We start from the raw sequence: 13,840 nt of genomic DNA on the forward strand, positions 1-13,840 counted from the left end.
ATGTACCCCGACCGTATCTTCTCCGGCATGCGGCCCACCGGCTCGCTGCACCTCGGCCACTATCACGGCGTGCTGAAAAACTGGGTGCGTCTGCAGTCCGAATATCCGTGCTTTTTCTGCGTGGTCGACTGGCATGCGCTGACGACCCACTACGAAACGCCCGACGTGATCGAAAAGAACGTTTGGGAAGTGCTGATCGACTGGCTCGCGTCGGGCATCGATCCCGCGCAGGCAACGCTGTTCATCCAGAGCCGCGTGCCCGAGCATGCGGAACTGTCGCTGCTGCTCGGCATGAGCGCGCCGCTCGGCTGGCTCGAACGCGTGCCGACGTACAAGGAGCAGATCGAGAAGCTGAAGGACAAGGATCTGTCGACCTACGGTTTTCTCGGCTATCCCGTGCTGATGGCGGCCGATATTCTGCTGTACCGTGCGTCGCTCGTGCCCGTCGGCGAAGATCAGGTGCCGCACGTCGAGATGACGCGCGAACTGGCGCGCCGCTTCAACCATCTGTACGGCCGCGAACCGGGCTTCGAAGAGAAGGCGATGGAAGCGGCGAAGAAGCTCGGCGGCAAGCGCTCGAAGCTGTATCACGAGCTGCGCAATGCGTATCAGCAGGAAGGCGATGACGAAGCGCTCGAACAGGCGCGCGCGATGTTGCAGGAGTCGCAGAGCCTGTCGATGAGCGATCGCGAGCGGCTGTTCGGCTATCTCGAAGGCTCGCGCAAGATCATCCTGGTCGAACCGCAGGTGCTGCTGACGGAAGCGTCGCGGATGCCCGGCCTCGACGGCCAGAAGATGTCGAAGTCGTATGGCAACACGATCGGTCTGCGCGAGGACGCGGAGACCATCACGAAGAAAGTCCGCACGATGCCGACCGACCCGGCGCGCGTGCGCCGCACCGATCCGGGCGATCCCGACAAGTGCCCGGTGTGGCAGCTGCATCAGGTCTACACCGACAAGGACACGCACGACTGGGTGCAGAAGGGCTGCCGCTCGGCGGGCATCGGTTGCCTGGAATGCAAGCAGCCGGTGATCGAAGGCATCCTGCGCGAGCAGCAGCCGATGCTCGAACGCGCGCAGAAGTACATGGATGATCCGTCCCTGTTGCGCGCGATCGTCGCGGACGGCTGCGACAAGGCGCGTCGTTTCGCATCGGAGACGATGCGCGACGTGCGCGAGGCGATGGGCCTCGCGTACACCTGATGCTGGCGACAGGCGGACGATGAGCGGCGAGTTTCCCGACGTGCATTGCGCGAGCCATGTGGCCGTCGGCGAGCCGTCGCGCTGGGTGAAGCGCTGGGCGCATCTGGTGAAACATGGCGGCGCGGTGCTCGATGTAGCGTCGGGCGCGGGGCGCCACGCGCGGTTTTTCGCGTCGCGCGGCCATCCCGTGACGGCCATCGACCGTGATGCAGCCGCGCTGGCCACGATGAACGGCGTTTGCGGCATGACAACGCTCGCCGCCGACATCGAAAACGGTCCGTGGCCGCTTGCCGCCGATGTGCGTTTCGCGGCCGTCGTCGTGACCAACTATCTGCATCGTCCGCTCTTTCCACAATTGCTGGACGCGCTGGCGCCCGCCGGCGTGCTGATCTACGAAACCTTCGCGCGGGGCAACGAAACCGTCGGCAAGCCGTCGAACCCTGCGTTTCTGCTCGAGCCCGGCGAGCTGCTCGACGCGGTGCGCGGAAAGTTACGTGTCGTTGCATTTCAGGACGGCTTCCTCGCAGAACCGCGCCCTGCCTACATCCAGCGCATCTGCGCGATTCGCGAGCCGGACGGATCGGTCAAAACGGATAATGCGGGTCTTCCCCCGCGTTACGATTTGGCCGGTTAATCCGCTACAATCGCAGTTTATTGAACAAATTCATGGCGTTTCATGGCTAACGGCACTCAGCAAGACGGCGTCGCGATTCGCGGCAGCATTCCCGCCATCATCACTCCGATGCTCGAAGACGGCAGTCTCGATCTGCCGGCCTTCCGCGAACTGATCGACTGGCATATCGAAGAAGGCACGAACGGGCTCGTCGTGGTCGGCACGAGCGGCGAATCAGCGACGCTGTCGGTCGAAGAGCACGTGCTGATGGTCAAGACGGCCGTCGAACAGGCGGCCGGCCGCATTCCCGTGATCGCGGGCGCGGGCGCCAATTCGACGACGGAAGCGATTGAGCTGACCGAGCAGTCGAAGAAAGTGGGTGCCGATGCGACGCTGCAGGTCGTGCCGTACTACAACAAGCCGACGCAGGAAGGCATCTACCGCCATTTCGCGAAGATCGCCGAAGCCGTCGATCTGCCCGTGATCCTCTACAACGTGCCGGGCCGCACGGTCGCGGACATGTCGAACGAAACGATCCTGCGTCTCGCGAACGTGCCGGGCATCGTCGGCGTGAAGGAAGCGACGGGCAACATCGATCGCGCGGCGCACCTGATCAAGTCGGCGCCGGCGCACTTCGGCATTTACAGCGGAGACGATCCGACGGCGATCGCGCTGATGCTGCTGGGCGGCCACGGCAACATCTCGGTGACGGCGAACGTCGCGCCGCGTCTGATGAGCGAATTGTGCAAAGCCGCGATCGCGGCCGACGCAAAGACGGCGCGCGAGATCCATCTGAAACTTCTCTCGCTGCACAAGAACCTCTTCATCGAATCGAATCCGATTCCGGCGAAGTGGGCCTTGCAGCAACTGGGCCGCGTCAAGGGCGGCATTCGTCTGCCCCTCACGCCGCTCGACGCGCGCTACCACGACGTAGTCCGCGCCGCGCTGCGCGAGGCGGGGCTGCTCGGCTGAGCGCCTGAGGGTTTAGGCGCCTCCCGGCATTTTTTCAACTGACGTCGATATCGCCCCCGGTCACGCACCGAACCAGGCAGCGCGTTTAGCTTCACGAAGGACCCCATGAAACGTTCCGCACTTTCCCTCCACGCAACGCGCCTGGCGGCGCTGACGCTTGCGGCTGGCACGGTTGTGTCGCTTTCTGGCTGTGAGTCGCTGAACGACGTGCTCGCGTCGGATCGCGTGAACTATAAGGACACGGCAAGCGCGCCGCCGCTCGCCGTGCCGAGCGATCTGACGGCTGCGCAGATCGATCAGCGCTATGTTGCGCCGCCCCTGGGCACGGCGCTCGGCGGCGCGCCGCAGCGGGCGAAGACGCAGGCGGGCAACCTGACGGAAGGCGTGCCGAGCGCGCAGGACCCGCTCGGCATGCACGTCGAGCGTGACGGCGACCGCCGCTGGCTGGTCGTCGACGGCCGGTCGCCGGAGCAGTTGTGGCCGCAACTGAAGGAGTTCTGGACGGAGAACGGCTTCTCGCTGAAGACCGACGCGCCGACGACGGGCATCATGGCCACCGACTGGGCCGAGAACCGCGCGAATATTCCTGACGACTGGTTCCGCCGCACGGTCGGCAAGGTGATCGATTTCGCGTACTCGTCGGGTACGCGCGATAGCTTCCGCACGCTTGTGTCGCGCGATGCGACGGGCGCAACCGACATTTCGATCACGCACGCGGCGATGGAAGAGGTGCTGACGGGACAGGACAAGACGTCGTCGCGTTGGGTCGAGCGTCCGCGCGATCCCGCGCTGGAAGCCGAGTTCCTCGCCAAGCTGATGCAAAAGTTCGGCCTCAGCGACGCGCAATCGAAGCAGCTTCTGACCGACGCGCGTCCGTCGACGGCACAGGCGCACCTCGACGGCAGCGCGGGCGGCGCGACGCTGGATCTGCCTGAATCGTTCGACCGCGCGTGGCTGCGCGTCGGCCTCGCGCTGGATCGCACGAACTTCACCGTCGACAACCGCGATCGCGAAAAGGGCATCTACTACGTGCGTTACGCGGATTCGATGCAGGAACTCAAGCGCGACGGCATCTTCGGCAAGCTGTTCTACAGCGACAAGAGCACGAAGAAAGATGCCCACGAGTTTCTCGTGAACGTGCGCTCGAAGAGCGACACGTTGACACAGGTTGCCGTCGTCGATGCAAACGGCCAGGTGGATACCTCGTCCGACGCGCAGCGCATCGTGTCGCTGCTGCATGCGCAACTTAACTAAGGCGGGTCGTGCGATTCGCCAGTCTGGGAAGCGGCAGTGAAGGCAATGCATTGCTAGTCGAGGCCGAAAACGGAGCGACCACCACGCGCGTTCTGCTGGACTGCGGCTTCTCGGCGAAGGAAATAGCCAGGCGGCTGGAGCGGCTTGGCGCGGGCGTCGATGAACTCGACGCCATTCTCATCACTCACGAACACAGCGATCACATCGGCGGCGCCCTGACGCTCGCCCGCAAGCTGTCGATTCCGCTCTACATGAGCTGGGGCACCGCGCGCGCTGTCGGCGCGGACGAAGCCGATATCGATCTGCACGTGATGTGGAGCGACGAAAGCGTCGCGATCGGCGATCTGAGCGTGTTGCCTTATACCGTTCCGCACGATGCGCGCGAGCCGTTGCAATACGTGTTTTCCGATGGCGCGTCGCGCCTGGGCGTGCTGACGGACGTTGGTACGTCGACCCCGCATATCAGCGCCGTGCTGAGCGGTTGCGACGCGCTCGTGCTCGAATGCAACCACGATGTGCAGATGCTTGCGGCTTCGCGTTATCCGCCGTCGCTGAAGGCGCGGATCGGCGGCAATCATGGGCATCTGAACAACGACGCGGCGGCGGAAATACTCGCGTCGCTGGATCGTTCGAAGCTGCGGCATCTGGTCGCCGCGCACCTGAGCCAGCAGAACAATCTGCCGGAACTGGCGCAAGCGGCGATGGCGGCCGTGCTCGGCGCGGCGGCGACGGACGTGGTGGTCGCCACACAAAGCGAAGGCTTCGGCTGGCTCAGTCTCTAAAAGTCTTGATCGCAGCGATAGCGCTCAAAGTCTTGTAAGTGCAAATCGTAAGCGCAAACAGCAAAACGCCCGTGACGATTGCTCGTCACGGGCGTTTCGTTTTGGCTCAGGCGTGAAGGCGATCAGTTACGGTTGCCGCCGAAGATGCCGAGGATCGACAGCAGATTTACGAACACGTTGTACAAGTCGAGGTAGATCGCCAGTGTGGCCGTGATGTAGTTCGTCTCGCCGCCGTTCACGACGCGCTGCACATCGAACAGCATGTACGCGGAGAAGATCAAGATCGCGAGCACCGATACTGTCAGCATCAACGCGGGCAGTTGCAGAAACAGGTTCGCGACCATGGCCAGCAGCAGCACGATCACGCCGACGAACAGCCATTTGCCGAGGCCCGAGAAGTCGCGCTTGCTGACCGTGGCGACCGTCGCCATTGCGGCGAAGATCACACCAGTGCCACCGAAGGCGAGCATGATCAGCGACGGCCCGTTCGTAAAGCCGAGAATGAAGCTCAGCAGCCGCGACAGCATCAGGCCCATGAAGAACGTGAAGCCGAGCAGCACGAATACGCCGGCGGCGCTGTCTTTCGTCTTCTGGATCGCGAACATGAAACCGAACGCGATCGCGAAGAACGCCAGCATGCTCATGGCCGGGCTGGTCGCGGCGAACAGCGAGAAGCCGGTCGCGACGCCCACCCACGCGCCGATTACCGTCGGCACCATCGACAGCGCGAGCAGCCAATAGGTGTTGCGCAGTACGCGGTTGCGGGTCTCGGCCGTGGTGACGGAACCGCCCCGGCCGAAGTTATAGGGATATTCGTTCATGGTCTCTCCTTGCGTCGGACGCAGTGTTGCTTCGTGGCTTGCAACGGTTTTCGTACGCTGCCGGCAGGCGGGTTGCCGCCGGCATGCGGTTCCACAACCCTAAGATTAACGCCAGAACGAGGAGTTTCAACGCTTGGGAATTCACCCGCTATTACGTTTTGTTACCCGTCGGCCGGCATCTTCGGTGCTGAAACTCCGACCCTTACGGAATCGTAAGGGTTCAATCGCAATCATACACGGGAACATGCTACAATAGCGGATTCATTTAAATCTGTAACCTCTTAATTTTCTGGAGTTTTTATGGCGATCGAACGCACCCTGTCGATTATCAAGCCGGACGCAGTGGCCAAGAACGTGATCGGCCAGATCTACAGCCGTTTCGAAAACGCTGGCCTGAAGATCGTGGCATCGCGCATGGTTGCGCTGTCGCGCGCCGACGCAGAGAAGTTTTATGCAGTGCACGCTGAGCGTCCGTTCTTCAAGGATCTGGTCGAATTCATGATTTCCGGCCCGGTGCAGGTTCAGGTTCTGGAAGGCGAAAACGCCATCCTGAAGAACCGTGATCTGATGGGTGCAACGGATCCGAAGAAGGCCGACAAGGGCACGATCCGTGCTGACTTCGCCGACAGCATCGACGCGAATGCAGTCCACGGTTCGGACGCAGCCGAAACGGCAGCTGTCGAAATCGCCTTCTTCTTCCCGGAAGTCAACGTCTACTCGCGCTAAGCAGATAGTCTCCAGTAGAACAGCAGTAACAGCAGCAGGAGCGGGCGCGAACGGTATCCGCGTTCATGCAGCTTGTTGCATGAACGCAGTCTCGCACTGAATGGCAGGATTCGATATGACGAGCAGTACAACCGTCAACCTTCTCGATTTCGACGCCGCAGGCCTCGTCGCGTATTGCGACAGCCTCGGCGAGAAGCCGTTTCGCGCCAAGCAATTGCAGCGCTGGATTCACCAGTACAACGCTGCCGACTTCGACGGCATGACCGATCTCGCGAAGTCGTTGCGCGAAAAGCTGAAGGGCCGTGCATCGATCACGATGCCTGGCATCGTCAGCGATCATATTTCCGCCGACGGCACGCGCAAGTGGCTCGTCGACGTCGGCAACGGTAATGCCGTCGAAACCGTCTTCATCCCGGAAGAAACGCGGGGCACGCTGTGCGTGTCGTCGCAGGCGGGATGCGCGGTCAACTGCCGGTTCTGTTCGACCGGCAAGCAAGGGTTCTCACGCAATCTCAGCACGGGCGAAATCATCGGCCAGCTTCGCATGGCCGAATTTGCGCTGCGCGCGTCGCTCGGCGAGGCCGGCGGTCGCGCGACGGGCGGTGAGGGCAAAGGCGAGCGCGTCGTCACGAACGTCGTGATGATGGGCATGGGCGAGCCGCTGCTCAATTACGACGCCGTCATGCCGGCGATGCGCCTGATGCTCGACGACAACGCCTACGGCCTGTCGCGCCGGCGCGTCACGCTGTCCACGTCGGGCGTGGTGCCGATGATGGACCGGCTCGGCGCCGATCTGCCCGTGGCGCTCGCCGTCTCGCTGCACGCGCCGAATGACCCGTTGCGCGACATGCTCGTGCCGCTCAACAAGAAGTATCCGCTGCGCGAGCTGATGGCCGCGTGCCAGCGGTATCTGAAGGTCGCGCCGCGAGACTTCATCACGTTCGAGTACTGCATGCTCGACGGAGTGAACGACAGCGAGGCGCATGCACGCGAGTTGCTGGCGGTTACGCGTGACGTGCCGTGCAAATTCAACCTGATTCCGTTCAATCCGTTCCCGGAATCGGGTCTGTTGCGCTCGAAGAACGAGCAGATCAAACGGTTCGCGCAGGTGTTGATCGACGCAGGGGTCGTCACGACAGTGCGCAAGACTCGCGGCGATGACATCGACGCCGCCTGCGGCCAGCTGGCCGGCGCCGTCAAGGACCGCACGCGCCTTGCGGAGCGCACCGGGAAGGCGAAAATCATCGAAGTCCGCGCGGTGTAAGGCTCGTGACAGGCAAATGAGCCGGGATGTCAGCCAGTCCGCATATCGGAATGGGCCTCCTCGCGCGAAGTGAAAAGAAAGTTTGCAAAAGCGATCGGAAGCGGTACGCACAGCCGCGCATTTTGTTATAAACGGTCTGCGAAACCGGACGAGGCCATGTGCCGCCGGTTCGCACGAGTGAAAAAAGAATCGACGCGAAAGGATTTGGGATGAGTGAGCCGCAGCACCCGCAACCGCACGACGAGGATACGCATTCGGGTCGCCCGCTGTCGGCGGCCGCACCGGCAGCAGCGCAGCCGGCCGTGCCGGGCGCATTCGACTCACTGGCTGCCGTCGGGGCACGGCTTGCGCAGTTGCGCGAATCGAAGGGCATGTCGGTGGAGGACGTGTCGGCGCGTCTGAAGGTCGCGCCGGGCAAGCTGCGGGGACTCGAAACGGGCGATCTGAGCCAGTTCCCGGATACGACGTTCGCGCTCGGCGTCGTGCGCAGCTACGCAAAGATCGTCGGCGCCGATCCGGCCCCGATGACGCAGGCGCTGCGGCGCGAAAAAGGCGTACCCGAGCCGGCGCTGACGATGCCGGCTTCCGCAGGCACGGACCTGCCGCGCGGGAAAGTATCGCTGTCGCTGGGCGGCAGCGCGCCGCGCCGGCGTTCGTGGATCTGGGGCTTGGCGCTCGCCGTCGTCGTGGTGATCGCGCTTGCCATGTGGCATACGAATAATGGCCAGTCGACAGCGTGGCTCGCGCGATTGAAGGGAATCGCGGGCGTTCCTGCTGCGACAACTGACAAGGCGTCGGCGGCTGTCGGCGAGTCTGCCAGCGGCGCGGCCGCGACGGGCGAGATGGCGGCATCGCAGGCGCAGACGGATACGCAGGCGGCCGCAGCCGACGGCGCGTCGGCCACGCCGATGCCCGCGCCTCTGCCGATGACAGGCGCGGCGCCGGCCTCGACGGCTGCACCAGCATCCACGCCGGCCGCTGCGGCGCCGAAAGCGGCGAGCGCCGCGCCGGCAGTCGCGGCTACGGCGTCGGCGTCGGCTGCGAGCGAGCCGACCGCTGCGCCGGCGGGTTCGTCGACGATCTCGCTGGCCGTCAAGCAGGACAGCTGGTTCAGCGTGCGTCAGAAGGATGGCAAGGAAATGTTCTCGGGCCTTGTCCACGCGGGCGAGACGAAAGAGGTAAGCGGGTTGCCGCCGCTCAAGGTGACGGTCGGCAACAAGGCTGGTCTGGAATCGATCACGCTGGACGGCCAGCCGGTCGACGCGGCCAAATATGCGTCGGCGAAGGGCAATGTGGCACGCTTCGCGCTGCCCTGACGCAGTTCATTCGTGCGCGTCGCGGCTTTTGAGGCCGCGACGCTTTGTCAATTTACGCGTCGTACTCAGCGACCGGCCGGGACGCTTTCCAGGCCGCGAGCGGGCGGCGTAAGCGGGTTTATCGATGCACTCCGATCAAGTGAAATCCAGCAGCCAGATTGTTTCGAACGTGCCGGTGTTCGGCGGTCACGCAGCGCGTCGCCGCTCGCATGCCGTCGACGTCCGTTGGGGCGGCCAGCTCGTAACGATCGGCGGCGACGCGCCGGTGCGCGTGCAGTCGATGACGAACACGGACACGGCTGACGCGATCGGCACCGCGATCCAGGTGAAGGAGCTGGCGCAGGCGGGCTCGGAACTCGTGCGCATCACCGTGAACACGCCGGAAGCGGCGGCGGCCGTGCCCGCGATTCGCGAGCAGCTCGATCGCATGGGCGTGACGGTGCCGCTCGTCGGCGATTTTCACTACAACGGCCATCTGCTGCTGCGCGACTATCCGGGCTGCGCGGAATCGCTGTCGAAGTACCGGATCAACCCCGGCAACGTCGGTCAGGGCGCGAAGCGCGACACGCAGTTTGCCCAGATGATCGAAGCCGCCGCGAAATACGACAAGCCGGTGCGCATCGGCGTGAACTGGGGCAGCCTCGATCAGGATCTGCTCGCGAAGATGATGGACGAGAACGCCACGCGCGCCGAGCCTTGGGAAGCGCAAAGCGTGATGTACGAGGCGCTGATCCAGTCGGCGATCGGTTCGGCGGAACGCGCGGTCGAACTCGGCCTCGGCCGCGACAAGATCATCCTGTCGTGCAAGGTGAGCGGCGTGCAGGATCTGATCGCCGTGTACCAGGAGCTCGCGCGCCGTTGCGAATTCGCGCTGCACCTGGGCCTGACGGAAGCGGGCATGGGCTCGAAGGGCATCGTCGCGTCGACGGCCGCGCTCTCGGTGCTGCTGCAGCAGGGTATCGGCGACACGATCCGCATTTCGCTGACGCCGGAACCGGGTGCATCGCGTACGGGCGAAGTGATCGTCGGTCAGGAAATTCTGCAGACGATGGGCCTGCGCTCGTTCACGCCGATGGTCATCGCGTGCCCGGGCTGCGGCCGCACGACGAGCACGCTGTTCCAGGAGCTGGCCTCGCAAATCCAGACGTATCTGCGCACGCAGATGCCCGTGTGGCGCGGCACGTATCCGGGTGTCGAAAAGATGCATGTCGCCGTGATGGGTTGCATCGTCAACGGTCCAGGCGAATCGAAGCACGCGAACATCGGCATCAGCCTGCCTGGCTCGGGTGAGAATCCGGCTGCGCCTGTCTTTATCGACGGCGTGAAAGTCAAAACGCTGCGCGGCGAAAACATCGCGCAAGAATTCCAGCAGATCGTGAGCGATTACGTCGAGCGCAGTTATGGTCCCAATGCAGTCCGCGCCGAAGCGACGAACTGATTCGCACCACCCAATTCGTCAACCGAAGACAGATGACTGAACAGAAGAAACGGCTTGAAAAGTTGTCCGGCGTGAAGGGCATGAACGACATCCTTCCGCAGGACGCCGGCTTGTGGGACTTTTTCGAAACGACCGTCAAGTCGATGCTGCGTTCGTACGGATACCAGAACATCCGCACGCCGATCGTCGAGCACACGCAGCTCTTCACGCGCGGTATCGGCGAAGTGACCGACATCGTCGAGAAGGAGATGTACAGCTTCACCGACGCGTTGAACGGCGAAAATCTCACAATGCGTCCGGAGAACACTGCCGCGGTCGTGCGCGCGTCGATCGAGCACAACATGCTGTACGACGGCCCGAAGCGCCTGTGGTACATCGGGCCGATGTTCCGCCACGAGCGTCCGCAGCGCGGCCGTTATCGCCAGTTCCATCAGGTGGGCGTCGAGGCGCTCGGCTTCGCCGGTCCCGATGCTGACGCGGAAATTATCCTGATGTGCCAGCGTCTGTGGGACGACCTCGGGCTGACGGGCATCAAGCTCGAAATCAACTCGCTGGGTCTCGCCGAAGAGCGCGCGAAGCATCGTGTCGAGCTGATCGCATATCTCGAGAAGCACGTCGACGTGCTCGACGACGACGCGCAGCGCCGTCTGTACACGAATCCGTTGCGCGTGCTGGACACGAAGAATCCGGCCATGCAGGAAGTCGCGCAGAATGCGCCGAAGCTGATCGATTTTCTCGGAGAGGAGTCGCGCGCGCATTTCGAAGGACTGCAGCGCCTTCTCAAGGCGAACAACATTCCGTTCACGATTAATCCGCGTCTGGTGCGCGGTCTCGATTACTACAATCTGACCGTGTTCGAATGGGTCACGGACAAGCTCGGCGCGCAAGGCACGGTCGCGGCGGGCGGGCGTTACGATCCGCTTATCGAGCAGCTCGGTGGCAAGCCGACAGCCGCTTGCGGCTGGGCGATGGGCATCGAGCGCATTCTCGAGCTGCTGAAAGAAGAAGACCTGGTGCCCGAAGCGGAAGGCTGCGATGTGTACGTTGCGCACCAGGGCGAGGCGGCTCGCGAACAGGCGTTCATCGTCGCCGAGCGTTTGCGCGACACGGGGCTCGATGTGATTCTGTATTGCAGTCCTGACGGTCAGGCCGCGAGCTTCAAGTCGCAGATGAAGCGCGCCGACGCGAGCGGCGCCGCATTCGCGGTGATCCTCGGCGAAGACGAGATCGCGAACGGCACGGCAGGCGTCAAGGCGCTGCGCGACACGGCGCAAAGCGGCGAGAAGAGCGAGCAGCAAGCGGTGCCGCTAGAAAACTTGACCGAATATCTAATCAATGCGATGGTTGCGTCCACCGAAGACGGCGACGACTGATCGCGGCGTCGCGCATCGTCGTTAAACGGGCCGCACAATTCGCGGCCCAATCAGACAAGGCACCACGAAAGAGGAAATCGCGTCGCGATGAGTTACCACGACGAACAGGAATCGATTGAGAGCGTGAAGGCATGGTGGGCGCAGTGGGGTAACGCGACCACGTGGATCGTGCTGGTGGCGCTCGTGGCCGCAGCGGGCTGGAACGGCTGGAACTACTGGCAGCGTCATCAGGCAGCGGAGGCGGCCGTGCTGTACGACCAGGTCCAGCAAGCGGCAGCGGGTACCGACAAGGCGATCATTACGCGCGTCGCCACAGACATGGAAGACAAGTTCGGCAGCACCGCGTATGCGCAGATGACGGCGCTCACGGCCGCGAAGGCGCTCTACGGAGCAGGTGACGAACCGGGCGCGAAGGCGCAACTTCAATGGGCCGTCGACCACGCGAAGGACGACGAATTCAAGCAGATCGCGAAGCTGCGTCTTGCGTCGCTGCTGCTCGACGAGAAGGCTTATGACGCCGGTCTTGCGTTGCTCAACGAGCCGCAATCGGCTGCGTTCAAGGGCGTAGTCGCTGACCGCCGCGGCGATCTGCTCGCCGCCGAAGGCAAACGCGACGACGCGCGCGCCGCGTATAAGCTCGCGCTCGACTCGCTGTCGAAGAATGATGCGTCTGCCCGTCAGTTGATCCAGTTCAAGCTCGACGCGCTGGGCGGTTGAGCGCTGCAGTTTGTTGCAGCGCTCGCCGTTTCCCTTTGATTACTAGAACCTACATGCTTCGCTCACCGATGAATCTGCTGAAACGTTACGCCGTGCCCGTTGCCTGTGCGATGACCGTGCTCGCTCTGACGGCCTGCTCATCGTCGAAAGACGAGCGCCGCGTGCCTACGCCGCTCACCGAGTTCAAGCCCGTGCTCGATGTCCAGCAGACGTGGACGGCTAGCGTCGGCAAGGCCGGGCGCTATATGTTCTCGCCCGTGGCCGTCGGCGACGCCGTGTATGCAGCGGGCGCGAATGGCTCCGTCGCGAAGATCGACGCGAAGACAGGCAAGGACGTCTGGCGCACGAAACTCGATGGCGACCTGTCGGCGGGCGTCGGCACTGACGGCACGCTTACGGCTGTCGGCGGCCTGAAGGGCGAAGTGTTCGTGCTCGACCAGAACGGCAAGCTGTCGTGGAAGGGCACGGCACCGGGAGAAATCCTGTCGCCGCCGCTGGTCGGCAACGGTCTCGTGGTCGTGCGCACCGTCGACGGCCAGATCACCGCGTTCAATGCGCAAACGGGCGAGCAGAAGTGGACCTATCGCAATCGCGCGGTGCCGCTCAATTTGCGCGTGTCGTCGGGCATGACGTTCGCCGGCGACGCGGCCGTGCTGGCCGGCTTCCCGGGCGGCCAGTTCGCGGCGATCAACCTGCAGACGGGCGATGCTTACTGGACGACGCCCGTGTCGTATCCGAAGGGCGTGACGGAAGTCGAGCGCATCAACGACGTGACGGGCCCGCCGACGCTGGTCGGCGCTGAAACCTGTGCGGTGACGTTCCAGGGGCAGCTCGGCTGCTTCGACGCGAACTCGGGCCGCGCGCTGTGGGAAAAGGCGTTCTCGAGCACGAGTGGCCTCGCGCAGGATGACCGCGTTGTGGTGGCGGGCGATGACTGGGCGATCGTCTCGGCGTTCGACGCTACGACGGGCCAGCAGTTATGGCGCAACGACCAGTTGAAGAGCCGCGACGTCAGCGTGCCGCTGCTGCTCGGCCACGCCGCCGTGGTGGGCGACTACAAGGGCTTCGTGCACTTCCTGTCGCGTGACGACGGCACGTTCGTCGCCCGCGCCAAGACGGATGGCAGCGCGATCACGGCTGCGCCCGTCCTGGCCGGCGATACGCTGGTCGTGCAGACGCATGACGGCGACCTCTACGGTTTCCGTCCGCGCTAAAGGCTGTTGGACTGTGCGGCGCATCTGATTTCCAGCGCGCTGTGCGGTGACATGCTGGCCGGCTTTGCCGGCCAGCATGCATTTTAATGGTGCAGACGGGTCGTCGATGGCGCCCGACGATTCGGTACATGGTTGCTGCATGAGTCC

General features: G+C 63.6%; 13 protein-coding genes. 12 read left to right on the plus strand and 1 reads right to left on the minus strand.

Going from position 1 to position 13,840, the window contains the following annotated elements; all coding sequences use genetic code 11:
* The 5 genes from AABE10_RS28715 to AABE10_RS28735 all read left to right on the plus strand — a co-directional run bounded on the left by AABE10_RS28715 (nucleotide 1) and on the right by AABE10_RS28735 (nucleotide 4,824).
* Complete coding sequence (locus tag AABE10_RS28715; protein ID WP_342936587.1) at nucleotides 1–1,203, plus strand: tryptophan--tRNA ligase; 1,203 nt, start codon at nucleotides 1–3, stop codon at nucleotides 1,201–1,203.
* Between the two features lie 19 nt (nucleotides 1,204–1,222).
* A complete protein-coding gene (locus AABE10_RS28720; RefSeq protein ID WP_342936588.1) occupies nucleotides 1,223–1,837 on the plus strand; it encodes a class I SAM-dependent methyltransferase in 615 nt (204 codons plus the stop codon).
* Nucleotides 1,838–1,879: 42 nt separating this feature from the next.
* Nucleotides 1,880–2,788 (plus strand): 4-hydroxy-tetrahydrodipicolinate synthase, encoded by a 909-nt coding sequence (gene dapA / locus AABE10_RS28725; protein ID WP_342936589.1) that lies wholly within the window; start codon nucleotides 1,880–1,882, stop codon nucleotides 2,786–2,788.
* A 105-nt stretch (nucleotides 2,789–2,893) separates the two neighbouring features.
* The gene (gene bamC / locus AABE10_RS28730) at nucleotides 2,894–4,042 is read left to right on the plus strand and encodes an outer membrane protein assembly factor BamC (RefSeq protein ID WP_342936590.1); all 1,149 of its coding nucleotides are present in this window, start codon (nucleotides 2,894–2,896) and stop codon (nucleotides 4,040–4,042) included.
* 8 nt (nucleotides 4,043–4,050) lie between these two features.
* Nucleotides 4,051–4,824, plus strand: a complete 774-nt coding sequence (locus AABE10_RS28735) for an MBL fold metallo-hydrolase (RefSeq protein ID WP_342936591.1) — start codon at nucleotides 4,051–4,053, stop codon at nucleotides 4,822–4,824.
* Between the two features lie 122 nt (nucleotides 4,825–4,946).
* Here AABE10_RS28735 and AABE10_RS28740 read toward each other — a convergent pair whose 3' ends face one another.
* Nucleotides 4,947–5,645, minus strand: a complete 699-nt coding sequence (locus tag AABE10_RS28740; RefSeq protein ID WP_342936592.1) for a Bax inhibitor-1/YccA family protein — start codon at nucleotides 5,643–5,645, stop codon at nucleotides 4,947–4,949.
* Nucleotides 5,646–5,945: 300 nt separating this feature from the next.
* Here AABE10_RS28740 and ndk point away from each other — a divergent pair, with 300 nt between their 5' ends.
* From ndk to bamB, 7 genes are all read left to right on the plus strand, one after another.
* Entirely contained in the window at nucleotides 5,946–6,371 is a 426-nt protein-coding gene (gene ndk, locus AABE10_RS28745; RefSeq protein ID WP_342936593.1) for a nucleoside-diphosphate kinase, read from the plus strand.
* 115 nt (nucleotides 6,372–6,486) lie between these two features.
* On the plus strand, nucleotides 6,487–7,635 hold the full coding sequence (rlmN, locus tag AABE10_RS28750) for a 23S rRNA (adenine(2503)-C(2))-methyltransferase RlmN (protein ID WP_342936594.1): 1,149 nt from the start codon (nucleotides 6,487–6,489) through the stop codon (nucleotides 7,633–7,635).
* Nucleotides 7,636–7,844: 209 nt separating this feature from the next.
* A complete protein-coding gene (locus AABE10_RS28755; RefSeq protein ID WP_342936595.1) occupies nucleotides 7,845–8,951 on the plus strand; it encodes a helix-turn-helix domain-containing protein in 1,107 nt (368 codons plus the stop codon).
* A 124-nt stretch (nucleotides 8,952–9,075) separates the two neighbouring features.
* Nucleotides 9,076–10,389 carry a flavodoxin-dependent (E)-4-hydroxy-3-methylbut-2-enyl-diphosphate synthase gene (gene ispG / locus AABE10_RS28760; protein WP_342936596.1) on the plus strand — a complete coding sequence of 438 codons (1,314 nt, stop codon included), beginning with the start codon at nucleotides 9,076–9,078 and terminating at the stop codon, nucleotides 10,387–10,389.
* A gap of 32 nt (nucleotides 10,390–10,421) precedes the next feature.
* Nucleotides 10,422–11,762: a histidine--tRNA ligase gene (gene hisS, locus AABE10_RS28765; RefSeq protein WP_342936597.1), complete on the plus strand. Its 1,341-nt coding sequence runs from the start codon at nucleotides 10,422–10,424 to the stop codon at nucleotides 11,760–11,762.
* 87 nt (nucleotides 11,763–11,849) lie between these two features.
* The gene (locus AABE10_RS28770; RefSeq protein WP_342936598.1) at nucleotides 11,850–12,479 is read left to right on the plus strand and encodes a tetratricopeptide repeat protein; all 630 of its coding nucleotides are present in this window, start codon (nucleotides 11,850–11,852) and stop codon (nucleotides 12,477–12,479) included.
* 68 nt (nucleotides 12,480–12,547) lie between these two features.
* On the plus strand, nucleotides 12,548–13,693 hold the full coding sequence (bamB, locus tag AABE10_RS28775) for an outer membrane protein assembly factor BamB (RefSeq protein ID WP_342936599.1): 1,146 nt from the start codon (nucleotides 12,548–12,550) through the stop codon (nucleotides 13,691–13,693).
* The last annotated feature ends 147 nt before the right edge of the window (nucleotides 13,694–13,840 follow it).

This window comes from Paraburkholderia diazotrophica, from assembly GCF_038900755.1.
GTDB classification, from domain to species: Bacteria; Pseudomonadota; Gammaproteobacteria; order Burkholderiales; family Burkholderiaceae; genus Paraburkholderia; species Paraburkholderia diazotrophica_A.